Here is a 25,448-nt window from a genome sequence, read left to right as displayed (position 1 = left end):
ACGCTCCCGCACCACTTGCGATACCTCGCAGCTCGAGGGTTTAATACCTCGTACATCGAGGGATAGAGGCGCTATGCACATCGACAAGGATCTCGTCGCGGCCTCCGCGACACCGCTCGTACTCGGCATCCTCGCCGAGGGCGAGTCGTACGGGTACGCGATCGCGAAACGGGTGGCCGAGCTCTCCGGCGGCCGGATGAGCTGGACGGACGGCATGCTGTACCCCCTGCTGCACCGCCTGGAGCGCAACGGCCTCGTCGAGGCGTCGTGGGGACGGTCGGGTTCCGGACGGCGACGCAAGCACTACGCCCTCACACCGGCCGGGCACGAGGCCCTGGCCGAACGACGCCGGCAGTGGGACGTGGTCGCCGAGACGCTCGGCGAGGTCTGGCGCACCCTGTCCGACGTGCCGGCGCCCCAGGCCGGCCCGGCGACTGCCGGAGGGACGGCATGAACGCCCCGGAGGTCCTCGAGGCGCAGATCGACCGCTGGCGGGACTACGTCCGGCGGCACCGTGCGGTCGCGCCGGACGACGTCGACGAGATGACCGACCACCTGCGCGAGCGCATCGACGACCTGCGGGCCGCCGGGCTCGACGACGAGGAGGCGTTCCTCGTGGCGGTCAAGCGGATGGGACGTCTCGACGCCGTCTCCCGCGAGTTCGCCCGTGCCCACTCGGAGCGACTGTGGAAGCAGCTCGTCCTGCTCCCGGACGGCACCGAGGAGGACGTGTCCCCCGCGCGGCGGGAGCTGGCGGTCGTCCTCGCCTGCGCCGTCGGCGCCGGGCTGGCGGTCAAGGCGGGTGCGACGTTCCTCGACGAGGGGGCGTTCCTGACCAACCTGGGTCTGCTCGTGGCCCCGTTCGTCGCGGGGTACCTCGGCTGGAAGCGGCGCCTCGCGGCGTCCACCACCGGTGTGCTGGTCACCGGCCTCGTGGTCCTCGCCGCGGTCCTGAACCTCTACCCCTACACGGTCGACGGGTCCACGCTCGCCCTGGCCGCCCTGCACGCGCCGGTGGTGCTGTGGGCGCTGGTGGGCGTCGCCTACGCCGGCGGCCGCTGGCGCTCGCCGGACCGCCGGATGGACTTCGTGCGGTTCACCGGCGAGCTGGCGATCTACTTCGTGCTGCTGGCCCTGGGCGGCGGGGTGCTGGTCGGGCTGACGGCCGGCCTGTTCAGCCTCACCGGCCTCGACCTCGAACCCGCGCTCGAGCAGTGGATCCTGCCGGTGTGCGTCCCCGGCGCGTTCCTCGTGGCGGCCTGGCTCGTCGAGGCCAAGCAGGAGGTCGTGGAGAACATCGCCCCGGTGCTGACCCGGGTCTTCACCCCGCTCACCACGCTGACGCTCGTGGCCTGCCTGGTGGCGCTGGCCACCGCCGGGGACCTCACCACCGTCGACCGCGAGCTGCTCATCCTCATGGACGGGGTGCTGCTGCTCGTCCTGGCACTGGTGATGTACTCGGTGTCGGCCCGGGACCCGCTGGCGCGTCCGGGGCTGTTCGACGGCCTCCAGCTCGGCCTGGTCACGGTGGCCCTGGCCGTGGACGCCGTCGCCCTGACCGCGATGCTCACCCGGATCGCCGAGTTCGGGGCGAGCCCGAACAAGGTCGCCGCGCTCGGGCTGAACCTGCTGCTGGCCGTCCACCTCGCACGCTCCGCGTGGCTGCTGCTCGGCCTGCTCCGGCACCGTCGCGCCTTCGGCGACCTCGAGCGCTGGCAGACCGCCTACCTCCCGGTCTACGCGGCCTGGGCGGTGCTGGTCGTCGTCGCGTTCGGCCCGCTGTTCGGCTTCGTGTGACCGTCCGCGGGGATCAGCGCAGCCGCTCCGGGTCGGCGCCGTGGGCCACCAGCATCGTCCGCACGGCGGCCAGCGCCCGCGCGTAGGCGCCGTCGTCGTCCAGCAGCAGCGACCGGTCGTTGGCCGTGCCGAGCAGGGCCACGACCTCGAAGACCACCTGGGCCGGGTCGACGTCGGCGGCCAGGTCGCCGGCGTCGACCGCCAGGGTGACGTGGTGCTGCAGGTACCCGTCCCACTCGCGGCGCACCGCCACGACGGCGTCGCGCACGGCACCGGGCCGCGAGTCCACCTCGGTCTCCACCGCCCGGAAGAAGCACCCGCCGGCGAAGGTCCGGGTGCGCGAGTACTCGCTCCACCCCTGCGCGAGCGCCCAGACGCGGTCGAGCCCCGGCGCCGCCGCGCGTGCCGGGGCGATCACCGCGTCGAGGAAGATGTCGCGCGCGTGCTGCACGAGGGCGGTCTCGAGGCCCTCCTTGTTCCCGAACAACCCGGCGATCGCGCTCTTGGTGGTCGTGGTCTCCGCCGCGAGCGTCCCGAACGTCAGCCCGGCGAGCCCGTCCGCGGAGGCGCGCTGGACGGCGTGGTCCAGCACCGCGGCGCGGGTGCGGTCACCTCGGCGCCGCCGACCGTCCGACGACGGGGCGACGGTGGCGGCTTCCGGCTCGGGTGCGTGGATGGTCATGACACGAGTATACGAGAAATCTTTACGTACGATCGTTCAGATAGTGCTATGGTGGTCACGTCCAGCCGTTCGAGGAGGTACACCGTGGTTCCTGCACCGTTGCGCGCGACGTTCCGCACGCTGTCCGTCGTCGCTCCCCCGGTCGCCACCGGCATCGCCGCGCGACTCTTCACCCAGGTCGGCCCGCGGGCCCGGGTACGCCCCGCCGACCAGGACGTCCACGACGCCGCACGCCGCGGCACGGTCGAGGTCGGCGGCCTCACGGTGACCACCTACCAGTGGGGCGAGACCTCCCCCGGTGCACCCAGCGTGCTGCTCGTGCACGGCTGGCAGCGTCGCGCGAGCCGCTTCGGGGCGCTCGTGCGCGCGCTGGTCGAGGCCGGGTGGTCGGTGGAGTCGTACGACGGCCCCGCCCACGGCGAGTCCGACGGCAACCGCCTCACGGTCGTGGAGCACATGGCGGCCATGCACGCGATGCAGGCGCGCCACGGCGCGTACACCGCCGTCGTCGGCCACTCCCTCGGCGCGTTCACGGCCGGGCTCGCCCTGCACGAGGGCTTCCGCGCCGAACGCTTCGCCTCGCTGGCCGGACCCACGAGCTTCGACTCCGTCACGGCGACCTACATGCGGCTCGTCGGCATCGCGCCCCGCCTGCTGGACCGGCTGTGCGACGACATCACCCGCCGGGAGTTCCCCGGCCAGGACGGTCTGCGCGACCGCTTCGACCTGCGCCGCCACCCGGTGCCGGAGCACGTCGGGACGCTCTTCGTCCAGGACGCCGACGACCGGATGCACGGCGCCGAGGAGGCGTACGCGCTGCACGCGGCGCACCCGGGCAGCGAGCTGATGATCACCGAGGGACAGGGCCACAACGGCGTCCTCGACGACGAGACGGTCGTCAAGACCGTCGTCGACCACCTCACCCGCGTCCCCGCCTGACCCCCGCGCGGTTGTGGGCTTGATTTCTGCGGGTCCGGAGCGCTCCGGACCCGCAGAATCCATACCCACAACGGACGAAGGCACGACGACGCCCCGCCGCTCTCCAAGAGCGACGGGGCGTCGTCGTACGGGCCGGAGCCGGTCTCAGTCGACCAGCGAGCGCAGCACGTACTGCAGGATGCCGCCGTTGCGGTAGTAGTCCGCCTCACCCGGGGTGTCGATGCGGACCACGGCGTCGAACTCGACGGTGCTGCCGTCGTCCTTGGTCGCCGTGACCTTCAGCGTCTCCGGGGTCTCGCCGTCGTTGAGAGCGGTGATGCCGGCGATGTCGAACGTCTCGGTGCCGTCCAGACCGAGGGAGTCGACGGACTCCCCGGCCGGGAACTGCAGCGGGAGCACGCCCATGCCGATGAGGTTCGAGCGGTGGATGCGCTCGAACGACTCGGTGATGACCGCCTTGACGCCGAGCAGCGCGGTCCCCTTCGCCGCCCAGTCGCGCGAGGAGCCGGAGCCGTACTCCTTGCCGCCGAGGACCACCAGCGGGGTGCCCTGCTCGGCGTAGTCCTGCGCGGCGTCGTAGATGGTGTCCTGCTCGCCGGTGACGAAGTTGTGGGTGAAACCACCCTCGACGCCGTCCAGCAACAGATTCTTCAGACGGATGTTGGCGAACGTGCCACGGATCATGACCTCGTGGTTCCCGCGGCGCGAGCCGTAGGAGTTGAAGTCGCGACGCGCGATCCCGTGCTCGGCCAGGTACTTGCCCGCCGGGCTGTCCGGCTTGATCGCACCGGCCGGCGAGATGTGGTCGGTGGTGACCGAGTCGCCGAGCTTGGCGAGCACCCGGGCGCCGGTGATGTCCTCGACCGGCGCCGGCTCGGCGCCCATGCCCTCGAAGTAGGGGGGACGACGCACGTAGGTGGACTCGGTGTCCCAGGAGAACGTGGAGCCCTCGGGGGTCTCCAGCGCGCGCCAGCGGTCGTCACCGGTGAAGACGTCGGCGTAGTCCTTCTCGAACATCTTGCGGTCGATCGAGGACTCGATCGTGGCCTGGACCTCCTCCGGCGTGGGCCAGATGTCCTTGAGGAAGATCGGCTTGCCGTCCTCGTCGCGGCCCAGCGGGTCGGCGTCGAAGTCGAACTCCATGGTGCCGGCCAGGGCGTAGGCGATGACCAGCGGCGGCGAGGCCAGGTAGTTCATCTTCACGTCCGGGTTGATCCGGCCCTCGAAGTTGCGGTTGCCGGACAGCACCGAGACGACGGCGAGGTCGTTCTCCTGGACCGCCTCGGAGACCTTCTCGTCCAGCGGGCCGGAGTTGCCGATGCACGTCGTGCATCCGTAGCCCACCAGGTGGAAGCCGAGCTTCTCCAGGTACGGCCACAGGCCGGCCTTCTCGTAGTAGTTCGTCACGACCTGCGACCCGGGGGCCATCGAGGTCTTCACCCAGGGCTTGGAGACCAGGCCCTTGTCGACGGCGTTCTTGGCCAGCAGCGCCGCGGCGAGCATGACCGACGGGTTCGAGGTGTTGGTGCAGGAGGTGATCGAGGCGATCGCCACCGCGCCGTGGAACAGCTCGAACTCGCGCCCCTGGGTGTCGGTGACGGGCACGGTGCGGCGCACCTGGTCGTGGGTCGACGGCGAGTCGGAGGCCGGGAAGGACTCCATCTCGGCCTCGTCCACGGAGTCGACGACGTCGGAGGCGTAGTTCGGCAGGTCGCGCGCGAACGCAGCCTTGGCGTGCGTCAGCTCGATGCGGTCCTGCGGACGCTTCGGACCCGCGATGGACGGCACGACCGTGGACAGGTCGAGCTCCATGTACTCCGAGAACGTCGGCTCGACGTAGTCGTCCGAGCTCGGGTCGAGCCAGAGGCCCTGCTCCTTGGCGTAGGCCTCGACGAGGGCGAGCTGCTCCTCGCTGCGGCCCGTCAGGCGCAGGTAGTCGATGGTGACGTCGTCGATCGGGAAGATCGCGGCGGTCGAGCCGAACTCCGGCGACATGTTGCCGATGGTGGCGCGGTTGGCCAGCGGCACCTGGCCGACGCCGGAACCGTAGAACTCGACGAACTTCCCGACGGCGCCGTGCTGGCGCAGCATCTGGGTGATCGTCAGCACGACGTCGGTGGCGGTGACGCCGGCGGGGATCTCGCCGGTCAGCTTGAAGCCGACGACGCGCGGGATGAGCATCGAGACCGGCTGGCCGAGCATGGCCGCCTCGGCCTCGATGCCGCCGACGCCCCAGCCGAGCACGCCGAGACCGTTGACCATCGTGGTGTGCGAGTCGGTGCCGACGCAGGTGTCCGGGTAGGCGCGCAGGACGCCGTCGACCTCACGGGTCATGACGGTGCGCGCCAGGTACTCGATGTTGACCTGGTGGACGATGCCGGTGCCCGGGGGGACGACCTTGAAGTCGTCGAACGCCGTCTGGCCCCAGCGCAGGAACTGGTAGCGCTCGTGGTTGCGCTCGTACTCGAACTCGACGTTGCGCTCGAAGGCCTCGGTGGTGCCGGCGACGTCGATCTGCACGGAGTGGTCGATGACCATCTCGGCGGGTGCGAGCGGGTTGATGCGGGTGGGGTCGCCACCGAGCTCCTCGACCGCCTCGCGCATGGTGGCCAGGTCGACCACGCAGGGCACGCCGGTGAAGTCCTGCATGATGACGCGGCCCGGGGTGAACTGGATCTCGGTGCTGGGCTGGGCGTCCGGGTCCCAGTCGGCCAGGGCGCGCACGTGGTCGGCGGTGATGTTCGTGCCGTCCTCGGTGCGCAGCAGGTTCTCGGCGAGGATCTTCAGCGAGTACGGGAGGCGCTCGAGCCCCTCGACCGCGGAGAGCCGGAAGATCTCGTAGGAGTTCCCTCCGACGTCCAGGGTTCCCTTCGATCCGAATGTGTCCACGCTGCTCACTGCGGCTCCTTCTCGGGGGCTTTCCGGCGGACGGGACCCGACCTGCGCTGGTCGCAGCGGTTCCGACGCCGTCTCGTGCGGGGGCTGTCCCAGCGTACGCAGAGGTCGCCGGGCTGTGCCCAGCATAGCCCATATATCTTGACGTCAAGATACTTAGGCGTGCCTCACCCGGAACGCGTGGCACGCGCGCGGCGTTGACCCTGACGTCCGACGGAAGGAGCCCCGTGCCCGCCGCCCTGCCCCCGCTGCCGGCCCAGGCCGACCGCCTCGTCGCGCCGGGCCTCGTGCCCGACGACGGCACCCCGGCCGCCCCGGACCGTCTCGACGCCGCCGGCCTCCGCTCGGCCGCCCGGCGCCTGGCCCGCGCGGCACCGCCCGGCGCGCTGCTCGTGGTGCACCCGCGCCACCTCTCGCCGTCGGCACTGGCCCCGCACCTGCGACGCACGGTGCGCACCCGCACGGGCGTCGTCGAGCGCGAGGGGTTCGTGGTCGAGGACATGACCGACGTCGACGCGTTCGGTCCGGTCGACGGCCTCGAGGTCCCGGACGCCGATGTCTACCTCGTGAACGGACCGGACCGCGGCGACGACATGGCGAACGCCTCCCCGCAGGAGGCGGCGGCCCGGATCGCCGAGCGCGGCCGCTCCCCGCTCACGCTCGCCGAAGGAGCCCAGTGGGTGCTGCAGGACCCGGAGGTTCTCGAGCCCGGGCGCTGCTTCATGACGATCGGCTCGCGACGACGCCGGCCCGACGGCACGTACGACGCCCGCACCCCGGCGCTGTGGATCTCCGGCGGCACCGGACGGGACGGAAGCACTCGCCGCGGCGCGACCAAGATCGGCTGGTGCTGGTGGCGCAACCGGCACACCTGGCTCGGCGTCGCCTCGACGGATGACAGGCTGGACCCATGACGACCCCCACCGCCGTCGTCGAACGGCCGATCGTGACCTTCCTGCCCAGCCCGTTCCTCGGCCCCGCCGTCTGGGAGCCGGTGGCCCAGCGGCTGCGCTCGCACGGCTGGCGGACGCTCGTCGCCGACACCCGGGGCACCTCGCCCGAGCAGGTGCTCGACCGGTGCGAGGCGTCGTTGCCCGACGACGACCTCCTGGTGCTGGTGCCCCACTCGAACGCCGGTCTGTACGTCCCCGCGATCGCCGCGGCTGGCCCGCTGGCCGGCACGGTCTTCGTCGACGCCGCGCTGCCGCCCGCCTCCGGCGAGGCTCCCCTGGTGCCGCCGGACCTGCGGGAGCAGCTGCGCGACCTCGCGGACGCCGACGGGCTCCTGCCCCCGTGGCCGTCCTGGTGGCCGCGCGAGGAGGTCCGCCGGCTCCTGCCCGACGACGCCACCCTCGACCGGCTGGAGGCGGAGGCGCCGCGGATGCCGCTCAGCTACACCGAGTCCGCCGTGCAGGTCCCCGCCGGCTGGGAGCGGGGCCGTCTCGCCTACCTCTCCTTCGGCGACACCTACGCCCGCGAGGCGCAGCGCGCCCGCGAGGCCGGCTGGCCCACCGACTCGCTGCCCGGCGGCCACCTGCACCTGCTCGCCGACCCCGACGCCGTCGCCGCGTCCCTGGCGGGACTGCTCGCGCGGATCTGACGGGCGCCGGTGCGCGGCGCCGTCCCGGGTCAGCCGACGAGCTCGAGCTCGACCTCCAGGGCGTCCGGGCCCACGCCGTCGGGCAGGGCCACGATGCTGGTGCGGTAGACCATGTCCATCGTGCAGGCCGGCCCGCCGTCGACCTCGAGGCGGACCGTGACCCGGTTCCCGTCGGCCGTGACCGACGTCGGTCGCCAGGGGCACGACGAGCTCCCGCCCGCGTAGACGGCGAGCCGGCCGTCCTCGCCGAGCACCCAGCCGGGTTCGCCGTCCACGGGCTCGTCCTGCGCCACGCCCGCGGGCACGCCCTCGTACGTCTGCAGGACGGGGTCGTCGGACGGCTGGCGCGCCAGGACCGCCACGAGCAGGCCGACCAGGACGACGGCGGCCACGACGGCCAGCCGCAGCGGCAGCCAGCGCCGCACTCCCCGCCGCTCCGGCCGCCCCATCAGCGCTCCAGGACCGCGACGGCCTCGACGTGGTGCGTCATGGGGAACAGGTCGAAGGCGCGCAGACCCGCCAGCCCGTAGCCGTGCTCGGCCAGGTAGCCGACGTCACGCGCCAGCGCGGCGGGGTCGCAGGCGACGTAGACCACCCGGGTCGGACGGCGGTCCGCGATCGCCTGCACCACGGCACGTCCCGCGCCGGCCCGCGGCGGGTCGAGCACCACGACGTCGGCCTCGCCGGCGCCGTCGCCGGCCGCGTCCCCGCCGAGCAGCACCGTGTCGACGGCACCGAGGTGCAGCTCGACCTGCGGGGTGTCGTGGGCGTTGCGGCGCGCGTCCTTGACGGCCCGGGGGTCGGACTCGACGGCCACGACCCGGCCACCGGGGCCCACGGCCGCGGCCAGCGGCAGCGTGAACAGCCCGGCACCGGCGTACAGGTCGAGGACCCGCGCGCCGTCCAGGTCGCCGGCGGCCTCCAGCACGGCGTTCGCGAGCACGCCCGGCGCCTCGCGGTGCACCTGCCAGAACCCGTCGGCGGTGACGCGGTAGCGGTGCCCCTGGCCGCCCACGGTCACCTCCTCGGTCACGGCGCGGCGCGCGTTGGCACGGGTGTCGGGCCGGCCGCGGCGCCAGGGCACGCCGTCGACGAGCAGGACCGGCGCCGACCCGGACGCGGGCGCCACGAGCTCCAGCCGCTGCCCGGCGCGCCAGCGACCGCCCCAGACGCCCTCGGCGTCGGCGAGCGCCGCCACCTCGGGCGTCGCCAGCGGCATGCCGTCCAGCGGCACCACCCGGTGGGACCGGAACGCGCGCATGCCGGCGCGGCCGTCCCCGTCGGTGACGAGCTCGACGCGGGTGCGGTAGCCGAGCCCGCCGCGGACGTCGTCGCCCGGTGCCGCCTCGACGGTGACCGGACGCTCCAGACCCGCGAGGCGCTGCAGCTGCTCGGCGAGGACGTCGGCCTTCCAGCGGCGCTGGGCGGGCAGCGCGACGTGGGACAGCTCGCCGCCGCCCGCTCCCCCGGGTCCGGCGGCCGGCCACGCCGGGTCGACGCGGTCGGGCGAGGCGTCGAGCACCTCGACGGCGTCCGCCCGCCAGAAGCGCTTCCCGCCCTCGGTGACCCGGGCGCGGACGCGCTCCCCGGGCAGGGTGTGGCGCACGAACACCACCCGGCCCTCGTGACGGGCGACGCAGTGCCCGCCGTGCGCGACGGGACCGATCTCGAGCTCGAGCTCGAGACCGACGTCGGGGTCGGCGGGACGGGGGCGCGGGGCGGAACGGCGAGGTCGGGGCACGTCCCCTATTCTCACCCGCTCTGCTCGGACTCGAGTCCCGTCTGCCCCTCCGACGAGGACAGCTGGTACGGCACCGAGGCCACCACGACGCCCGGGGTGAACAGCAGCCGACCCTTGAGCCGCAGAGCGGACTGGTTGTGCAGCAGCTGCTCCCACCAGTGCCCGACGACGTACTCGGGGATGTAGACGACCACGAGGTCGCGCGGGGACTCGCGGCGGACCGAGCGCACGTACTGCAGCACCGGCCGGGTGATCTCCCGGTAGGGCGAGTCGAGGACCCGCAGCGGCACCGGGAGGTGCAGCGCCTCCCAGCGTTCCCGCAGGTCGGCCATCTCCGCGGGGTCGACCCCGACGGTGACGGCCTCCAGCACGGACGGCCGGGAGGCGCGCGCGTACGCCAGGGCCCGCATGGTCGGCTTGTGCACGCGCGAGACGAGCACGACGGCGTGCACCCGGCTGGGCAGGGCGCGGGCACCGGAGATGTCGTCCAGCGCCAGCTCGTCGCGCACCCGCGAGTAGTGCTGGTGGATGCCCCGCATGAGGACGAACAGCAGACCCATCGCGACCAGCGTGATCCAGGCGCCGTGGGTGAACTTCGTCACCAGCACGATGACGAGGACCGCCGCGGTCAGCACGAAACCGACACCGTTGACGGTGCGCGACCACTTCATGCGGGTCCGCTCGCGCGGGCTGGGCTCCTTGCGCAGGGCCCGGGTCCAGTGCCGCAGCATCCCGAGCTGGGACAGCGTGAACGAGACGAACACACCCACGATGTAGAGCTGGATGAGCGCCGTGACCTCGGCGTCGAAGGCGAGGATCAGCACCCCGGCCGCGATCGCCAGGGTGACGATGCCGTTGGAGAACGCCATGCGGTCGCCGCGCGTGTGGAGCTGGCGGGGCAGGTAGCCGTCCTTGGCCAGGATCGACCCGAGGACCGGGAACCCGGAGAAGGCCGTGTTCGCCGCGAGCAGCAGCACCAGGGCGGTGACACCGACGACGACCATGGCCACGATCCCCGCGCCGCCGAAGATCGTCTCGGCGAGCTGGGCCAGCACGGGGTGCTGCTCGTAGCCCTCCCCCACCGGCTCGCCCCCGCGGGTGAGCTGGGTGGTCGGGTCCTCGACGAACTTCACGCCGGTGGCCTGCGCCAGGAACAGGATGGTCATGAGCATCACGGCCGAGATGCCGCCGAGCAGCGCCAGGGTGGCGGCCGCGTTGCGCCGCTTGGGGCGCTGGAACGCCGGGACACCGCTGGTGATCGACTCCACCCCGGTCAGCGCGACCGCGCCGGAGGCGAAGGCCCGCGCCACGAGGAAGGCGCCGGCGACGCCGACCAGTCCCTGCTCGAACCCGGCGCCGGGCACGAGGTCGAACCCGGCGCTCTCCGCCTGCGGCAACCCGCCGGTGAGGTGGCGGACGGCACCCACGACGGCCAGGATCCCGACCGCTGCCATGAAGCAGTAGATGACGACGACGAACACCCAGGAGGACTCCCGGACCCCGCGCAGGTTGACGACCGTCAGCGCCGCGAGCAGGCCGACGGCCACCCACGCCTCGACGTCGCGCGCGGCCGGGACGAGCACGGTCAGGTACTGCGCCGCGGCGGACAGCGACACCGCCACCGTCAGGACGTAGTCGAGCAGCAGGGCCGAGGCGACGCCGATGCCCGCCGTCGGCCCGAGGTTGGTGGTCGCGACCTCGTAGTCGCCACCGCCGGAGGGGTAGGCCCGCACGATCTGGCGGTAGGAGGCGACGACCACCAGCAGCACGACGACGACCACCAGCCCGACCCACGGCGAGACCGCGGTGGCGGCCAGGCCCGCCAGGGCGAGCATCAGCAGGATCTCGTCCGGCGCGTACGCCATCGACGACAGCGCGTCCGAGGCGAACACGGGCAGCGCGACCCGCTTGGGCAGCAGAGCCTGCTTCGTGCTCTCGCTGCGCAAGGGGCGTCCTAGGAGCAACCGCTTGGCGGCGTCCGCGATGTCCGACACGATGACACATGCTAAGCCCAGCACCGCCCGCTGGCCGGGTCGGCAGCCGTCCTGACCTGGGTATAGCGTCTGGCGTGTGCACTTCGTGATCATGGGCTGCGGCCGCGTGGGTTCCACGCTCGCGCAGACGATCGAGTCGAACGGCCACTCGGTGGCGGTCATCGACCAGAACCCGGACGCGTTCCGCCGCCTCCCCGCGGACTTCTCCGGGCACAAGGTCACGGGCGTCGGCTTCGACCGCGAGACCCTGACCCAGGCCGGCATCGAGGACACGTACGGGTTCGCGGCGGTGTCCGACGGCGACAACTCGAACGTGCTGGCGGCCCGGGTCGCCCGGGAGACCTACGGCGTCGAGCACGTCGTGGCCCGCATCTACGACCCGCACCGCGCGGAGATCTACCAGCGGCTCGGCATCCCCACCGTGGCCACCGTGCGCTGGACCGCGGACCAGGTCCTGCGCCGGATGCTCCCCCTGGGGGCCACGGACGAGTACCGCGACCCCTCGGGCGCGGTCCGCCTGGCGCAGGTCGACCACCACCCGGGCTGGCTCGGGCTCTCCGTCCGCCGGATCGAGGCCACCACCGGGGCGCGGGTCGCCTTCATCACGCGCTACGCCGAGGCCCGCATCGTCGGGCCGGACACCCTGCTGCAGGAGAACGACGTCCTGCACGTGCTCATGCACGCCGACGACGCGGCGCGGGTCGAGCGGCTGCTCACCCATGCCCCGGGCCCGGAGGAGGAGGACTGATGCGCGTCGTCATCGCCGGGGCCGGGTCGGTCGGCCGGTCCATCGCCTCCGAGCTGCTGGCCAACGACCACGAGGTCGTCCTGGTCGACAAGAACCCGTCCGCCATGCGCGTGGCGCAGGTGCCGGACGCCGACTGGCTGCTGGCCGACGCCTGCGAGACGGACTCCCTGACCGGTGCCGACGTCTCCTCGGCGGACGTCGTCGTCGGCGCGACCGGCGACGACAAGGTCAACCTCGTCTTCTCCCTGCTGGCCAAGACCGAGTTCGCCGTGCCGCGCACCGTGGCCCGGGTGAACAACCCGCGCAACGAGTGGATGTTCGACGACTCGTGGGGCGTGGACGTCGCCGTGTCGACGCCCCGGATCATGACGGCGATGGTCGAGGAGGCCGTCTCCGTCGGCGACCTGGTGCGGATCTTCACCTTCCACCAGTCGGGTGCCGACATCTTCGAGGTCACCCTGCCCGAGGAGTCGCCGCTGGTCGGGCTGCGGGTGCACGACGTCCGCTGGCCCGCGGACACGGTGCTCGCCTGCGTGGTGCGCGGGACCCAGCCGTTCAACCCCACCGACGACGACGCCCTGGAGGCCGGCGACGAGCTGATGTTCGTCACCGGGCAGGAGGCCGACCCGTCGGTGCTGCAGCAGCTCGTCGTCGACGGTCCCGAGCTCGGCTGAGCCGGAGGTGCAGCGCAGGGTGGAGCCCGACGGGCTCGGTCAGGCGCGCTCGGGGGTCCCGGCCTCGGCGGCGTCCCGGTGCGCGCCGCGCACCACGACCCAGGTGAGCCACAGCACCAGGCCCCACAGCGGCAGACCGAGCGCCAGGTGCATCGTGCCCAGCCAGCCGACGTCGCCGTCGAGGTAGAGCGGCACCTTCACCGCGAGCCGGACGGCGAACAGCCCGACCCAGAACCAGCTGGCGATCGTGTACCGCCGCACGAGGTCCGCGTCCGCGCGCCAGGCGACCAGCGGGGCCCACGGGCTGGACTGCTCGGCCTCGTCGTCACGCGACTCGGCGGCCGGGCGCTGCGCGGACGCCTGCTCGGCGAACCCGGAACGGATCGCCTCGACGAACAGACCGACCAGCGGCCAGCGCACGAGGATGGACACGATGAAGGCCACCAGGTAGGCGGCGTTCGTCCACAGGCCCCAGACGTAGAAGTCCTCGGCCTCGCCCGAGGTCCAGGCCCAGATGACGCCGACGGCGATGCCGAGCACGCCGCCGACCGCCTGCGTGACCGGGGTGCGCTGCACGAGACGCGCCCCGACGGTGACCAGCGCCGCGACGCCCGAACCGACCAGGGCCCAGGTCAGGTCCAGGGTCAGGACGTACACCACGACGAACACCAGCCCGGGCAGCACCGCCTCGACGACACCGCGCACGCCGCCGATCGCCTCACCGAGGGAGAACGAGTCCCCGGTCACGGCGCGCACGCCGCGGCGCGCGAGGGAGTCCGCGGGACCGGTCTCGTGCTCGGGCGGCCGCTCGCCGCCCTGCCGCCCGCTCACTCGCCCGCCCGTGCGCGCAGCTCGTAGCGCGGGTTGAACATGGCGCGTCGCCCGTCGCGGGTCGTCACCATGCCTTCCACGCGCAGCCGCCGGCCCGGCTGGATGCCGGCGATCTGACGGCGGCCGAGCCAGACGAGGTCGAGGGTGCCGGAGCCGTCGTAGAGCTCGGCCTCGACGGTGGGGACGTCCTGGCGCGGGTGCAGGACCACGGAGCGCAGGACGCCGGCGACCGAGTACCGGTGCCGCGGGGCCACCTCGCCCAGGGCCGTGCACCCGGCGACCATGGCCGCGGCGCTGCGCTCCTCGTCCGCGGCGACGGTGTCGGTGGAGGCCAGGGCGGACCTGACCATGCTGCGCAACGACATGTCAGCGCGTCTCGGTGATCTCGGGGCCGCGCTGCAGCGGGTCGAAGCTCGGCTCCTGGGGGGTCGCCCCGGCCGGGCCGTCGGACTCCGCGCCCGCGGCACGCTTCTGCTCGGGCAGGGTGAGGGTCAGCAGGTCGCGCGGGGGGCGCGGGCTGCCGTCACGGACGACGACGACGTTCGCGAACACCGACTCCAGCGGCTTGGCGGCGTCGGCGTCGACGGCGGCCCGCCCGGACAGCACGCCGCGCAGGAACCACCGCGGCCCGTCGACACCGATGAACCGGGCCGGGCGGACGCCCGTCTTGCCCTCGGAGGTCTGGGCCGGGATGCGCGCGATGAGCTCGCGGCCGAAGGTGCCCGGCACGTCGTCGACGGTGCCGCCCTGCTTGGTCAGCGAGGCGGCGATCTCCTCGCGCACCTCGTCCCAGATCCCCATCGTCTTGGGTGCGGCGAACGCCTGGACCTGCAGGATGGATCCCTTCAGGGACGCGGCCACCCCGGTGACCTTCTGCGACTTCTTGTCGACCTCCATGCGCAGCTGCAGCCCGGGCAGGACGGGCAGCCAGATGGCGCCGAGGTCGACCCGCGCACCCAGGGACGAGACCTGCGAGGAGTCGAAGGGGCCGCGACCGGTCGGCCGGGCGCTCTCCTCGCCCTGGTCGGACCCGGTCGCCGCCGGGGCGTCGTCCGGGGTCGGGGAGGTCGAGGTCGCGTCCGCCGCGGCGGACTCCGTGTCCTTCGTCGACGCCTTGCGCCGGAACAGACCCACCAGGGAGCTCCTTGTCTCGTCGGTCGCCACGGCGCTGCGCCGTGCCTCGTGCCCAGGGTAGACCGCTGGCGAGAGCGGTCGGGAACAGTGCAGGTCAGCCCTGCGCGAACCCCCCGCTCGACCCGAACCCGCCGGTGTCGCGCTGCGACCCCGGGAGGCGGTCGGCCACGAGGAACCGGGCGTGCTCGACCCGCTGCACCACGAGCTGGGCGACCCGGTCGCCGCGGCGCAGCCGGACGGTCTCCGTGGCGTCGGTGTTGGCCAGGACGACCTTGATCTCCCCGCGGTAGCCGGCGTCGACCGTCCCGGGGGCGTTGACCACGGTGACGCCGTGCTTGGCCGCGAGCCCGGATCGCGGGTGGACGAACGCGGCGTAGCCCTCCGGCAGCGCGATCGCCAGCCCGGTCGGCACGACGGCGCGCGCGCCGGGCGCGAGGTCGACGTCGACGGTCGTGACCAGGTCGGCGCCCGCGTCACCGGGGTGGGCGTAGGTCGGGGCGACCGCGGCGTCGTCCAGCAGCGTCACGAGCACGTCGAGCGTGCTCGGGTCGGTCAGCGGCGGGCTGGCGTCATGGGGCACGCGCGCAGCCTATCGGACCGCGCAGACCTGCGATGATGAGGCCATGAACGACGCGCCCAGCCGCTCGGGGAACCCGGCGGAGCCCGCTCCTGCCCCGCTGTTCCGGGAACGTCTCCTGCCCGGCCCCGGCGCCTGGGTCGCCTCGATCGGCCTCGGCGTCATCGTGGCCGTCACCCTGCTGCCGCTCGCGCCCCTCGTCGCCCCCGGGGCCGGGGTGCTCGTCGCCGGTGTCGTCGTCGTGACGCTCGTCGCGACCGCCCCCGTCGTCGAGGTGGCCGACGGCGAGCTGCGGGCCGGCCCCGCCCGTGTGCCGGTGGAGCTGCTCGGCGGGGTGACGCCGATCTTCAGCGCCGAGGAGATGCGCACCGCGCTCGGGCCGGAGCTCGACGCCCGCGCCTACGTCTGCCTGCGCAGCTGGGCGCGCACCGGCCTGAAGGTGGTGCTGCGCGACCCGCTGGACCCGACCCCCTACTGGCTGGTCTCCACGCGGCGCCCGGACGAGCTCGCCGACGCCCTGGTGCAGTCGGGTGCGGGCGCCTGAGCCGGTCCGCCGGCTCCCCCGACATGACGAAGGCCGTCATGTCGAGGACATGACGGCCTGGGTCTCGGGTGTCGGGTCACGCCCGTCCACGCGGTGTGCGGGGTGTCAGGCCGCGCACTCCGTGCAGATCATCTGGCCCTTCTTCTCGTAGGCCAGCTGGCTGCGGTGATGGACGAGGAAGCAGCTCGAGCACGTGAACTCGTCCGCCTGGCGAGGCAGCACGCGCACCGCGAGCTCTTCACCGGACAGGTCGGCGCCCGGAAGCTCGAAGCCTTCCGCAGCCTCCGTCTCGTCCTCGTCGACGACACCCGAGGACTTGTCGGAGCGACGGGTCTGGAGCTCCTGGATCGAGTCCTGCTCCGCGTCGTCCTCGTTCTTGCGGGGTGCGTCGTAGTCGGTTGCCATCTGTGCTGTCACGCTCCGTGGAGTGGGTGTCGGTACGCGCTGATAATGCTTGCCGATCAGGTTTTGTTCCCGTTCGGCCCACGGATTGTGCACCATCCGAGCCGGGCTCGCGACAAATTGCGGTGTCGCGCCGGTCACATGCCCCCTGACCTGCGCGAACAGTACGGTTCACCCTGCGCGAACGCAAGGTGCTTCAGGCACCTGCTTCCTCGAGCAACGCGACCAGCTCCGCCTGCCGGTCGGGCGACCCGGCGACCGTCATGCGCCGCGTCGCCGGCGCGCCGTCCAGACCGCTGAGCGCCGCACCCGCCTCGAGGGCGACGAGACCGCCCGCGGCCATGTCCCACGGGTTCAGTCCCCGCTCGTAGTAGAGGTCGAGGCGCCCGTCGGCGAGCAGGCAGAGGTCGATGGCCGCCGACCCGAGGCGCCGGATGTCCCGCACCCGCGGCAGCACGTGCCTCAGCACGCGGGCCTGCTCGGCACGCCGCTCGGCCTCGTACCCGAACCCGGTGCCCACCAGGCTGGTGGCGAGCGAGTCCGCCCGGCGCACCTGCACGGGGAGGCCGTCGCGGTCGGCGCCCTGCTCCCGCGCAGCGGTCCAGGTCACGCCGTCGACCACGGAGTGCACGGCACCGGCGAGCGGTGTCCACCGGGCCGGGTCGGGGTCACCGGCCACGACCGCCACCGACACCGCGTAGGAGGCGACGCCGTAGAGGTAGTTGACCGTGCCGTCGATCGGGTCGATCACCCAGGTCAGCCCGCTCGTCCCGGTGACGTCGTCCCCCTCCTCGCCGAGGATCGCGTCGTCCGGCCGACGCGCGGCGAGGCGCCGCCGCAGCAGGTCCTCCACGGCACGGTCCATCGCCGTGACGGGGTCGACGGCGCTGGACTTCGTCGCGGCCACCTCGACCTCGTCGGGCCGACTGCCCCGGACGAGCGCGCCCGCCTCCATCGCGAGGGAGCGGGCGAGGGTGCGCAGGTCGCTGGTCTCGGACGCGGACGGGAGGGAGGGTGTGGTGGTCACCCCTCCATCCTGCCCGATCCGCGGCACACCGACGGAACCTGCCCCCCGGACGACGGCGACGGTGGCACGCTCGACGGAGCAGGCCCGTCACGCGGGCGGGCGGTGAAGGAGGAACCATGGCAGAGCTCGAGCTCGTGACGCTGCACGAGGACGCCGAGCGCCTGGTCCTGCGCGGTCCGGACGGCGCGGAGCACACGCTTGCGATCTCCGAGGCGCTGCGCGCCGCCGTCCGGCGCGACCGCCCGCGGACCGAGGCGCTCCAGGCCCAGTCGCAGACCCCGCTGCGTCCCCGCGAGCTGCAGGCACGCCTGCGGGCCGGTGCCACGGTCGAGGAGCTCGCCGCGGAGTCGGGGCTGCCGTCGGAGCACGTGCGCCGCTACGAGTGGCCCGTGGCCGCCGAGCGCGACCACGTCATCGGCCAGGTGCGCGACCACCGGACCGACCCCGAGGGTGACGCCACCCTGGGCGAGCTCGCCGACGCCCGGCTCGCCGCCCGCGACGTCGACGCGGCCGAGGCGGTCTGGAGCGCCCGGCGCACGGGGACGGCCCCCTGGCACGTCGAGGTGCGCTTCGTGGCCGGGGGTCGCGACCGGTGCGCCGCGTGGACGTTCGACCCGCGCAGCCGGGCGGTGACGGCCGTGGACGACGAGGCCCGGTGGCTGGGCCAGCCCGACGACCCCGTCTCCCCCGAGATCCTCGGCGTCCCGACCGAGCCGCGGCGGCGTCCCACGCCTCCGCCCGATCCCGCCTCGGAGGCGACGGAGCTGCTGCTCGACGACCTGGCGGGCCGACGGGGACAGCGGCCCCACCGCACCCGGCCGGCTCCGCGCCCGGGTGACCAGGAGCTGCCGCTCGGCCTCGACGGCGGACCGCCCGCCAGGACCGACGACGGCGCGAGCATCGTCGACCTCGGCGCACGCCGGGACGCGCACCGCTCCTCGCGCGCCGAGGACACCTCCTCGGCGCCGGACGCCTCCGAGGACCCGGAGCGGTCCGGACGACCGGACCCGGGCGCTGACACCGAGGAGCCCGAACGACCCTCGCCCGACGCCGGGGCGGAGGACGCGTCGCACGACCGCGGCACGGACCACGAGGACGGTGACCACGGTGCCGAGCACGCCCCGGTGCCCGTTCCCGCGCCGGTCCCGGCGCCCGTCCCCCGGCCCGCCGCGCCGGCACCGGCGACCACGGACCGTTCGTCGTCGGCGGACGACGCCGGGTCGCCGACACAGGACACCAGGTCGTCGCCGGACGACGCCGGGTCTCCGGCGGACGACACCGTGGCGGCGACGGGGACCGGCACGGACGACCCGTCGCCACGCCCCCGACGCGGTGCCCGCAAGGGCCGCGCGCCGATGCCGAGCTGGGACGAGATCGTGTTCGGTGGTGCGCGGCCCTCGTCCTGAGGTCAGGGCACGTCGAGCAGCCCGTCCGCCGGGGCGAGCCGCCGCGCGACCCCGGCCGTCATCCGCCGCATGTGGTGGCGCCGGCAGAGCACCTCGTAGGCGACCTCGTCGGCCGAGCTGACGTCACCGACGACGACCTGGTCGCCCTCGACGACCATCACTCCCCCGACCGTGCGGGCGTTGTGGGTCGCCCGCGCCCCGCACCAGCACAGCGTCTGGACCTGCAGGGCCTCCAGCCGGTCCGCGAGCTCGACCAGGCGGGTCGACCCCGGGAAGAGCCGGGAGCGGAAGTCGGCGGTGATCCCGAAGCAGAACACGTCGATCTCGGTCTCGTCGACGAGTCGCGCGAGCTGTTCCACCTGCTCCGGCGAGTAGAACTGCGCCTCGTCGCACACGAGGTAGTCCACCAGGTGCCCGCGCTGGCGCTCGGCGGAGATCTCCTCCCAGAAGTCGGTGTCGTCGTCGACCTCGCGGGCCTGGACCTCGAGCCCGAGCCGGGAGGAGATCCGTGCGGTGCCGGCGCGGTCGTTGCGGGTGAAGATCAGCCCGTGGCGACCCCGCGCGCGGTGGTTGTAGTCGGTCTGCAGGGCCAGCGTCGACTTGCCGCTGTCCATGGTCCCGGAGAAGAAGACGAGCTCGGCCATGGGGACGATCTTGTCAGACGTCGCGCCGCGGGCCCCGCCGCCGACCCAGCAGGCCGCGAGCACCCCGGGACCGACGCACCGCGTGGGGCAGCAGCACCAGCAGCGGCACCGCCGAGAGGCCGAGCGCGCCGCTGACACCGACCCCCTGGGCGACGAACCCGACCCCGAGAGATCCGGCGCCCGTGCCGCCGTCGTACGCGATGTTCCAGGCGGCGCTCGCCGTACCGGTGCCGGCCGGGCCCGCCTCCCGGAACATCAGCACGAGCGTGTCGTTCTGCAGCGCTCCGAACCCCAGCCCGTACAGCAGCCCGCCGGCGCTCGCCAGCACCAGGGCGGACGTCCCCTCCAGCAGCCCGGCCGCGCCCGCGATCGCGAGAGTGCCGACCGCACAGGCCCCGACCCCGAACGGGAGCAGGCCGCCCACGCCCTCGGAGTCGGCCCGCACCCCGGCCCACCACCGGCCCGCCGTCATCGTGACGCTGACGGCGAGCAGCACCAGCGAGGCCGTCGCGGCGGGGAAGGCCAGCGGGACGAAGGACGTCGTCCCGCCGAACGCGCAGGCGGCCACCAGCAGGAGCACCCCGGAGCCGGCCAGCGTCCGGTAGCGCACCGGGCCGCCGACCACCTCGGCGGGGTCCTCCTCGAGGGGGCCGACGGCGGACGGGTCGCCCCGGCGGTCCCGCTCGCGCACGCCCGCCATGACCACTGCGCCGAGCACACCGGCGCCGCCGGCGGTGACGAACACGACGGCGAAGCCGAGGTGCTCGGCCGCCCACACCCCGACGGGGAGCAGCAGGGCCTGCGGGGCGCCGATCGCGACGCCGTAGGCGCCCAGCCCGCGCCCGCGCCGCTCGGGCGGCACCAGCTCGGCGACGAGCGCGCTGCCCGCCACGACCAGCAGCCCGAACCCGACGCCTCGCACCGCGGAGACGAGCAGGACCCACCCCACGGCCGAGGAGACCAGGTAGGCGAAGGTCGGCGCCCCGAGCAGCAGCGCGCCCAGCATCGAGGCCCGACGCAACGACAGCACCCGCAGGAGGCGCGGCATGGCGAGCTGGGTGGCGACGGTCGCTCCCATGAGCACACCGGTGGTCGCCCCGACGCCTCCCGACCCGGCGCCGCCGTCGGCGGTCCACAGGGGCACGACCGAGAGCAGCGGGGCGAATCCCGCGAAGGCGAACGCGGTCGCCCAGAGCAGGAGCGGGAAGTCCCGGCCCGACCTCACCCGCCGGCGGCGATCAGCGGGACGGTCATCTCGGTCTCGGTGAGGGAGCCGTGCACGCCGGGCATGTGCCGGGCCGCGGACGGGTGCAACCGGGAGTCGACGACGGTCGCCCGCCCGCGTGCGGCGACCAGGACGTCCCCGACCACGGGCCGCACGTGGTCGGCGACGGGTCCGAACCACCCCGCCGCGATCGCGGCCTCGCCGGTGACGACGACCGCGTCCTCGCCGAGCTCGTCGGCCCACCGGTCGGCGACCGCGGCGGCGTCGGCGCCGGGTGCGGTGTACACGTGCGTCATGCGGGGTTCGCCGCCGAGCAGGACCACGTCGGCGGCGAGCGCGGGCCGGGTGGCGACGTCGTGCTGCGCGGACAGGTCGGAGGTCACCTGGCCGTGGTCGGCCGTGATCAGCACGAGGGTGCCGCGCGGGGCGGACCGTACGAGCCGACGAAGCTCGGCGTCGGCGTCCTCCAGGGCGTCACCCCACTGCCACGAGTCGGGACCGTGCTGGTGCCCGACCTTGTCGACGTCGCCGTGGTACAGGTACACCAGCCCGTCGTCGCGCAGGGCCGTCAGGGTCGCGTCGACGCGGTCGGCGAACCGTTCGGCCACCACGTACCGCGGTCCGCGCAGGGCGGCGCGGGTCATCCCCGAGTCGGAGAACTTGCGCGGTCCCGGCGCCACGACGCTCACCGCGGCACCGGCCTGCTCCAGGACGGTCGGCTCACGCTGCAGCGCGGCGGGGTCGACCGCCAGCGGGGCCGAGGTCTTGGTGCCGGGCCGGTAGGGGTCGGACTGCTCGGTCCACGACACCATCGTGGCCAGCCCGCCGGTGTCCGGGTTGCGCTGGGTGTAGCCCAGCAGCCCGGTCATGCCCGGGGACGTGCCCGTGCCGAGCGTGGCCAGGGCGGACGCCGTCGTCGACGGGAAGCAGGTGGTCAGCGACCGCGCCTGCGGCAGCAGGCCGCGCAGGAACGGTGCGTGACCGCCGCGTTCGGCGAGGTTGTGCAGGCCGAGGCCGTCGACGAGCACCACGACCACGCGACGGACGTCGGGCAGGCCGAGCGCGGCAGCCGCGTCGAGGGAGTGCAGACCGGTGGCGGTGGTGAGGTCCAGGCCCAGTGCGCCGGCCGCAGCGGGCAGCACGGCGGCCAGCGAGCCGGTGCCGTAGGACGGCGTGACCAGACCGGCGGGCAGGGCGTCGAGGTGTGCCGTCATCGTGACGAACGCCCGCTGACGCCGGTGGCGGCGGACAGCTCGCGCGCGAAGTGCACCGCCCGGCGCACCGCGTCGGCGCCCTCGGCGGCCGAGCTGACGCGCACCACGACGTCGTCCGGGGTGAGCTGGCCGGTCAGGCCGTGGTCCGCCTCGCAGCTCGGGTCGCCGCACTGGGCCGGCTCGAGGTCGATGCGGGCGACGGCACCCCAGCCGATGGCGAGGTTCAGCTCGGCGGCCGCGTCGCCAGGACGGTGGTCCGCGGGCTCGGCGACGATGTGGGTCAGGGCCACGGACCGGATCTCCGGCAGCGGGACCGCCTCGGTGGTGGCGGCGGCCGAGGACGGGTTCGCGGCGTCGCCCTCGTGGTCGTCCACGTGCGCGGCGACGAGCCGGGTGGGCGTCAGCGCGAGCACGGTGAGGTGGCGACGCACCTGGCTGTCGAACGTCGTCTCGGCCTGGACGAGGTGCGCGAGGACCGGCTCGTCCGCGAGCGCGACGTCGAGGACGTCGGTCACCAGGTCGGGGTAGTACCCGGCACGGTAGACGTGGGCACCGAGCTCGTCACGAAGGTTCTTGCGTGTGGTCGCAGAAGGCACGGTCGCATTGTCCCACTGTTCGACCGCCCGCGAGCCCCGCGACCGGCGCCTCAGCCCGGCAGCGCGCGGCGCAGCCCGTCCGCGCGCCGGCCGGCCGGCCGCAGGCGCACCGCGGCGTGCAGCACCGCGGCCCCCTGCTCGGCGACGACGACGGGGTACATCTCCAGCGAGGCGAGCTCGGGCAGGTCGTCGGCCATGACGGACACGCGGGCGAGCACGTCCTCGAGCGCGTCGACGTCGGCGGGCGGGGCGCCGCCGTAGCCGTACAGCCGCGGCGCGGCGCGCACGGTGCTGACCATCGCGGAGATGTCGACGTCGGTCAGCGGCGGGATGCCGTGGGCGACGTCGTCGAGCAGGTCGACGGCGTCCCCGGCGAGGCCGAACGAGACCATGGGGCCGAACAGCGGGTCCTCGGCGGAGCGCACCACGCAGGCCACGCCGGGCGGCGCCATCGCCTGCACCTCGAACACCGGGGACTCGTCGCCCACCAGGGCCGAGGCGACCGACCGGAGCCGCTCGACGTCGTCGCGCAGCTCGGTGGCGTCGGTGATGTCGAGACGCACTCCCCCGAGGTCGCTGCGGTGTCGCAGCGCCGGGGAGGTGCTCTTCAGCGCGACCGGCCAGCCGAGCTCCTCGGCGGCTGCCACCGCATCGTCGGCGTCCCGGGCCGGGCGCGCCTCCCACAGCCGGATGCCGTAGCAGGCCAGCAGCTCGGCGGCCTCGTGGCCGTCCAGCTCGCGCCCCTCGGTGTCCGCGAGCCACGACTCGACGAGCTGCCGGGCCCGGCGGGAGTCGACGCCGTCGGGGGCGACCTCGTGGCCGCGCGTCACCGTGCGCTGCTCGGCGTGGTCGACCACCTTGCCGAGCGCGACCACGGCGTCCTCGGGGGTCGAGAACGCCGGGATCCGGACCAGCGTGCCGTCCGGCGCGACGGCGGCGAGCTCGTCGGGCATGCCGTGCAGCCCGAGCATGGAGGCGACGGTCGTGCGCCCCGTCCGCGCCGCCGCCTGCGCCACGGCCCGGGCGATCGCCCCGGTCCGGGGCTGCACGACGGGCACGTCGACGGCGACGACGACGTCGCAGGACTCGGGGGCGTACAGCGCCTCGACGGTGCGGGCGATGTCCTCCTCGTGGGCGTGCGGCGGCAGGTAGTCGCTGGAGGTCGCGACCTCCAGGCCCGCGGACGCCGCGGCCTCGGCGACCAGGGCCGCGAGCGCCGCCGAGGACGCGAGGATGCCCACCCGCCGGCCCACGGGCAGCGGCTGGTGGGCCAGCACCTGGGCGACGTCCATGAGCTGGTGGGTGTTCTCGGCCTGGATGACGCCGGACTGGCGCAGCAGCTCGTCGAGCAGCCGCCGTGGGGCCCGGGTGGCGCGGACGGCGTGCCCGGGCGGGACGACGTGCCCGGACCGCCCGGCGGTCGAGACCACGACCGGTTTGACGGCGGACAGCCGCCGCGCGATGCGGGAGAACTTGCGCGGGTTGCCGATGGACTCCAGGTAGAGGCACACCACCTGGGTGGCGTCGTCGTCCTGCCAGTACTGCATGAGGTCGTTGCCGGAGACGTCGGCGCGGTGGCCCGCCGAGACGAGGGAGGACACCCCGAGCCCGCGGCGCTCCAGCGTCGCGGTGAGGGTGACGGCCGCGGCGGCGGACTGGCAGAACAGCCCGACGACGCCGGCGGGCGGCGGGCGTTCGGCGAGGCTCGCGCGCAGCGCCGACCCCGGCGTGGTCGTCAGCAGCCCGTAGGACACCGGCCCCACGAGCCGCATCCCGGCGGCGTGCGCGGTCCGCACCAGCTCACGACGCCGTTCGAGTCCGTCGGGGCCGGTCTCGGCGTACCCGCCGGAGAGCACGACGACGCCGCGCGCTCCCCTGCCGGCGAGCCGGCGCACGGCGGCGAGCGCGTCCTCGGGCGGGACGGCCAGCACCGCGAGGTCGATCCGGTCGACGTCGTCCCAGCCGGCGGGCCGGAGCACGTTGCCGGCCACGGCACCGGGCGGGTCGAGCACGAGGAGCTCGGTGTCCCCGGGGTCGAACGAGTAGGCGTCCAGCACCCGGCGGGCGAGCAGCGCCTCAGGGGTGCCGTCGTCGTCCCCGGGGCCGACGAGCAGCACCCGGCGTGCCGAGAGCAGACCCGCCATGGAGCGCGCCTCGGTGCGGTGCTCGCGGTCGGCCATCACGGCCCGGGACCTCTCGGTGGGGTCGAGGTCGATGCCGACGGTGACGAAGCCGTCGTCGAGGTGCTGGCTGATCTCGTAGCCGGCGTCGCGGAACACCCCGAGCATCGAGCCGTTCTGCGGCAGCACCTCGGCGGTGAAGCGCCGCACGCCGCGTTCGCGGGCGGCGCCGGCCACGTGCTCGAGCAGCACGGAGGCCAGCCCCTTGCCCTGGAGCGAGTCGGCGATGTTGAAGGCGACCTCCGCCTCGCCGTCGGCGATGACGTCGAAGCGCGCGACCCCGAGGATGTCCTCGCGGGCGTTGCCCTCCTCGTCCTGGCCCGGCCGGACGGCGACCAGGGCCACGCGGTCGCGGTGGTCGACGTCGACGAGGCGCCGCAGCTCGCGGTCGGTGAGCCGCGGCATGGGTGCGAAGAACCGCATGTACGTGGACCGCTCGGACTGCCCGGTGTGGAACCGCTGCAGCGCGTCCGCGTCCTCGGGGCAGATCGGACGCAGGTGCATCGTGGTGCCGTCACGCAGCACCACGTCGGCCTCCCACTCGACGGGGTAGGCGGTCCTCGGAGCGTCCATCCCCTGCAGGTTATCCGCTGACCAC

Annotated in this window: 25 protein-coding genes; 9 read left to right on the top strand and 16 right to left on the bottom strand. The window is 74.1% G+C overall.

What is annotated here, in order from left to right; translation table 11 throughout:
* Positions 1-73: 73 nt before the first annotated feature.
* Complete coding sequence (locus tag Q6347_RS07620) at positions 74-454, top strand: PadR family transcriptional regulator (protein ID WP_171248146.1); 381 nt, start codon at positions 74-76, stop codon at positions 452-454.
* Positions 451-1,797, top strand: a complete 1,347-nt coding sequence (locus Q6347_RS07615) for a permease prefix domain 1-containing protein (protein WP_304607072.1) — start codon at positions 451-453, stop codon at positions 1,795-1,797. Before Q6347_RS07620 ends, Q6347_RS07615 begins: the two co-directional genes overlap by 4 nt.
* Before the next feature lie 13 nt (positions 1,798-1,810).
* Here the strand turns inward: Q6347_RS07615 and Q6347_RS07610 are convergent, their stop codons facing one another.
* On the bottom strand, positions 1,811-2,479 hold the full coding sequence (locus Q6347_RS07610) for a TetR/AcrR family transcriptional regulator (protein WP_304607071.1): 669 nt from the start codon (positions 2,477-2,479) through the stop codon (positions 1,811-1,813).
* A gap of 84 nt (positions 2,480-2,563) precedes the next feature.
* On the opposite strand from Q6347_RS07610, the gene Q6347_RS07605 reads away from it, so the two are divergent.
* Positions 2,564-3,418 (top strand): alpha/beta hydrolase, encoded by an 855-nt coding sequence (locus Q6347_RS07605; protein ID WP_304607070.1) that lies wholly within the window; start codon positions 2,564-2,566, stop codon positions 3,416-3,418.
* A gap of 144 nt (positions 3,419-3,562) precedes the next feature.
* Here the strand turns inward: Q6347_RS07605 and acnA are convergent, their stop codons facing one another.
* Positions 3,563-6,316, bottom strand: coding sequence for an aconitate hydratase AcnA (gene acnA / locus Q6347_RS07600; protein ID WP_304607069.1), 2,754 nt, complete (start codon positions 6,314-6,316; stop codon positions 3,563-3,565).
* A 224-nt stretch (positions 6,317-6,540) separates the two neighbouring features.
* Between acnA and Q6347_RS07595 the strand changes: the two genes are divergently transcribed.
* Both Q6347_RS07595 and Q6347_RS07590 read left to right on the top strand, forming a co-directional pair.
* Entirely contained in the window at positions 6,541-7,227 is a 687-nt protein-coding gene (locus tag Q6347_RS07595; protein ID WP_304607068.1) for a DUF5701 family protein, read from the top strand.
* Positions 7,224-7,913 carry a hypothetical protein gene (locus Q6347_RS07590; protein ID WP_304607067.1) on the top strand — a complete coding sequence of 230 codons (690 nt, stop codon included), beginning with the start codon at positions 7,224-7,226 and terminating at the stop codon, positions 7,911-7,913. The genes Q6347_RS07595 and Q6347_RS07590 overlap by 4 nt, the downstream gene beginning before the upstream one ends.
* A gap of 29 nt (positions 7,914-7,942) precedes the next feature.
* Here Q6347_RS07590 and Q6347_RS07585 read toward each other — a convergent pair whose 3' ends face one another.
* Genes Q6347_RS07585 through Q6347_RS07575 form a run of 3 tightly spaced genes read right to left on the bottom strand, consistent with a single transcriptional unit; the run spans position 7,943 to position 11,648 of the window.
* Entirely contained in the window at positions 7,943-8,362 is a 420-nt protein-coding gene (locus tag Q6347_RS07585; protein WP_304607066.1) for a hypothetical protein, read from the bottom strand.
* Positions 8,362-9,654 (bottom strand): class I SAM-dependent RNA methyltransferase, encoded by a 1,293-nt coding sequence (locus tag Q6347_RS07580; protein ID WP_304607065.1) that lies wholly within the window; start codon positions 9,652-9,654, stop codon positions 8,362-8,364. The genes Q6347_RS07585 and Q6347_RS07580 overlap by 1 nt, the downstream gene beginning before the upstream one ends.
* Before the next feature lie 11 nt (positions 9,655-9,665).
* Positions 9,666-11,648 carry an APC family permease gene (locus Q6347_RS07575; protein WP_304607064.1) on the bottom strand — a complete coding sequence of 661 codons (1,983 nt, stop codon included), beginning with the start codon at positions 11,646-11,648 and terminating at the stop codon, positions 9,666-9,668.
* A 91-nt stretch (positions 11,649-11,739) separates the two neighbouring features.
* Between Q6347_RS07575 and Q6347_RS07570 the strand changes: the two genes are divergently transcribed.
* On the top strand, positions 11,740-12,396 hold the full coding sequence (locus tag Q6347_RS07570) for a TrkA family potassium uptake protein (protein ID WP_304604461.1): 657 nt from the start codon (positions 11,740-11,742) through the stop codon (positions 12,394-12,396).
* Positions 12,396-13,070 carry a TrkA family potassium uptake protein gene (locus Q6347_RS07565; protein WP_304604152.1) on the top strand — a complete coding sequence of 225 codons (675 nt, stop codon included), beginning with the start codon at positions 12,396-12,398 and terminating at the stop codon, positions 13,068-13,070. The genes Q6347_RS07570 and Q6347_RS07565 overlap by 1 nt, the downstream gene beginning before the upstream one ends.
* 39 nt (positions 13,071-13,109) lie before the next feature.
* Here Q6347_RS07565 and Q6347_RS07560 read toward each other — a convergent pair whose 3' ends face one another.
* The 4 genes from Q6347_RS07560 to dut form a co-directional block, all read right to left on the bottom strand.
* Positions 13,110-13,901, bottom strand: coding sequence for a DUF3159 domain-containing protein (locus Q6347_RS07560; RefSeq protein ID WP_304607063.1), 792 nt, complete (start codon positions 13,899-13,901; stop codon positions 13,110-13,112).
* Positions 13,898-14,266 (bottom strand): OB-fold nucleic acid binding domain-containing protein, encoded by a 369-nt coding sequence (locus tag Q6347_RS07555; RefSeq protein ID WP_304604154.1) that lies wholly within the window; start codon positions 14,264-14,266, stop codon positions 13,898-13,900. Before Q6347_RS07555 ends, Q6347_RS07560 begins: the two co-directional genes overlap by 4 nt.
* Before the next feature lies 1 nt (position 14,267).
* The gene (locus Q6347_RS07550) at positions 14,268-15,035 is read right to left on the bottom strand and encodes a DUF3710 domain-containing protein (RefSeq protein WP_304604155.1); all 768 of its coding nucleotides are present in this window, start codon (positions 15,033-15,035) and stop codon (positions 14,268-14,270) included.
* Positions 15,036-15,129: 94 nt separating this feature from the next.
* Positions 15,130-15,615 (bottom strand): dUTP diphosphatase, encoded by a 486-nt coding sequence (gene dut / locus Q6347_RS07545; protein WP_304604156.1) that lies wholly within the window; start codon positions 15,613-15,615, stop codon positions 15,130-15,132.
* Positions 15,616-15,658: 43 nt separating this feature from the next.
* Here dut and Q6347_RS07540 point away from each other — a divergent pair, with 43 nt between their 5' ends.
* Positions 15,659-16,156: a DUF3093 domain-containing protein gene (locus Q6347_RS07540; protein WP_304604157.1), complete on the top strand. Its 498-nt coding sequence runs from the start codon at positions 15,659-15,661 to the stop codon at positions 16,154-16,156.
* A 105-nt stretch (positions 16,157-16,261) separates the two neighbouring features.
* On the opposite strand, the gene Q6347_RS07535 is transcribed toward Q6347_RS07540, so the two are convergent.
* Together Q6347_RS07535 and Q6347_RS07530 are read right to left on the bottom strand one after the other, a co-directional pair.
* Positions 16,262-16,561 (bottom strand): DUF4193 domain-containing protein, encoded by a 300-nt coding sequence (locus Q6347_RS07535; RefSeq protein ID WP_171248133.1) that lies wholly within the window; start codon positions 16,559-16,561, stop codon positions 16,262-16,264.
* Between the two features lie 193 nt (positions 16,562-16,754).
* Positions 16,755-17,585 (bottom strand): inositol monophosphatase family protein, encoded by an 831-nt coding sequence (locus Q6347_RS07530; RefSeq protein WP_304604158.1) that lies wholly within the window; start codon positions 17,583-17,585, stop codon positions 16,755-16,757.
* Positions 17,586-17,701: 116 nt separating this feature from the next.
* Here Q6347_RS07530 and sepH point away from each other — a divergent pair, with 116 nt between their 5' ends.
* Complete coding sequence (gene sepH, locus Q6347_RS07525) at positions 17,702-18,991, top strand: septation protein SepH (protein ID WP_304607062.1); 1,290 nt, start codon at positions 17,702-17,704, stop codon at positions 18,989-18,991.
* A gap of 2 nt (positions 18,992-18,993) precedes the next feature.
* On the opposite strand, the gene Q6347_RS07520 is transcribed toward sepH, so the two are convergent.
* Genes Q6347_RS07520 through Q6347_RS07500 form a run of 5 tightly spaced genes read right to left on the bottom strand, consistent with a single transcriptional unit; the run spans position 18,994 to position 25,423 of the window.
* Positions 18,994-19,635: a thymidine kinase gene (locus Q6347_RS07520; protein WP_304604160.1), complete on the bottom strand. Its 642-nt coding sequence runs from the start codon at positions 19,633-19,635 to the stop codon at positions 18,994-18,996.
* 13 nt (positions 19,636-19,648) lie between these two features.
* Positions 19,649-20,860, bottom strand: a complete 1,212-nt coding sequence (locus Q6347_RS07515) for an MFS transporter (RefSeq protein ID WP_304607061.1) — start codon at positions 20,858-20,860, stop codon at positions 19,649-19,651.
* Positions 20,857-22,074 (bottom strand): alkaline phosphatase family protein, encoded by a 1,218-nt coding sequence (locus Q6347_RS07510; protein ID WP_304607060.1) that lies wholly within the window; start codon positions 22,072-22,074, stop codon positions 20,857-20,859. Before Q6347_RS07510 ends, Q6347_RS07515 begins: the two co-directional genes overlap by 4 nt.
* The gene (locus tag Q6347_RS07505; protein ID WP_304604163.1) at positions 22,071-22,670 is read right to left on the bottom strand and encodes a DUF5998 family protein; all 600 of its coding nucleotides are present in this window, start codon (positions 22,668-22,670) and stop codon (positions 22,071-22,073) included. The genes Q6347_RS07510 and Q6347_RS07505 overlap by 4 nt, the downstream gene beginning before the upstream one ends.
* A gap of 50 nt (positions 22,671-22,720) precedes the next feature.
* Complete coding sequence (locus Q6347_RS07500; RefSeq protein WP_304607059.1) at positions 22,721-25,423, bottom strand: GNAT family N-acetyltransferase; 2,703 nt, start codon at positions 25,421-25,423, stop codon at positions 22,721-22,723.
* Positions 25,424-25,448 lie beyond the last annotated feature (25 nt).

The organism is Isoptericola sp. b408, assembly GCF_030588085.1.
In the GTDB taxonomy this organism is placed as follows: Bacteria; Actinomycetota; Actinomycetes; order Actinomycetales; family Cellulomonadaceae; genus Isoptericola; species Isoptericola sediminis.
The sequence above is the reverse complement of the archived record's forward strand: the minus strand, read 5'-3'. Positions and strand labels throughout refer to the sequence as shown.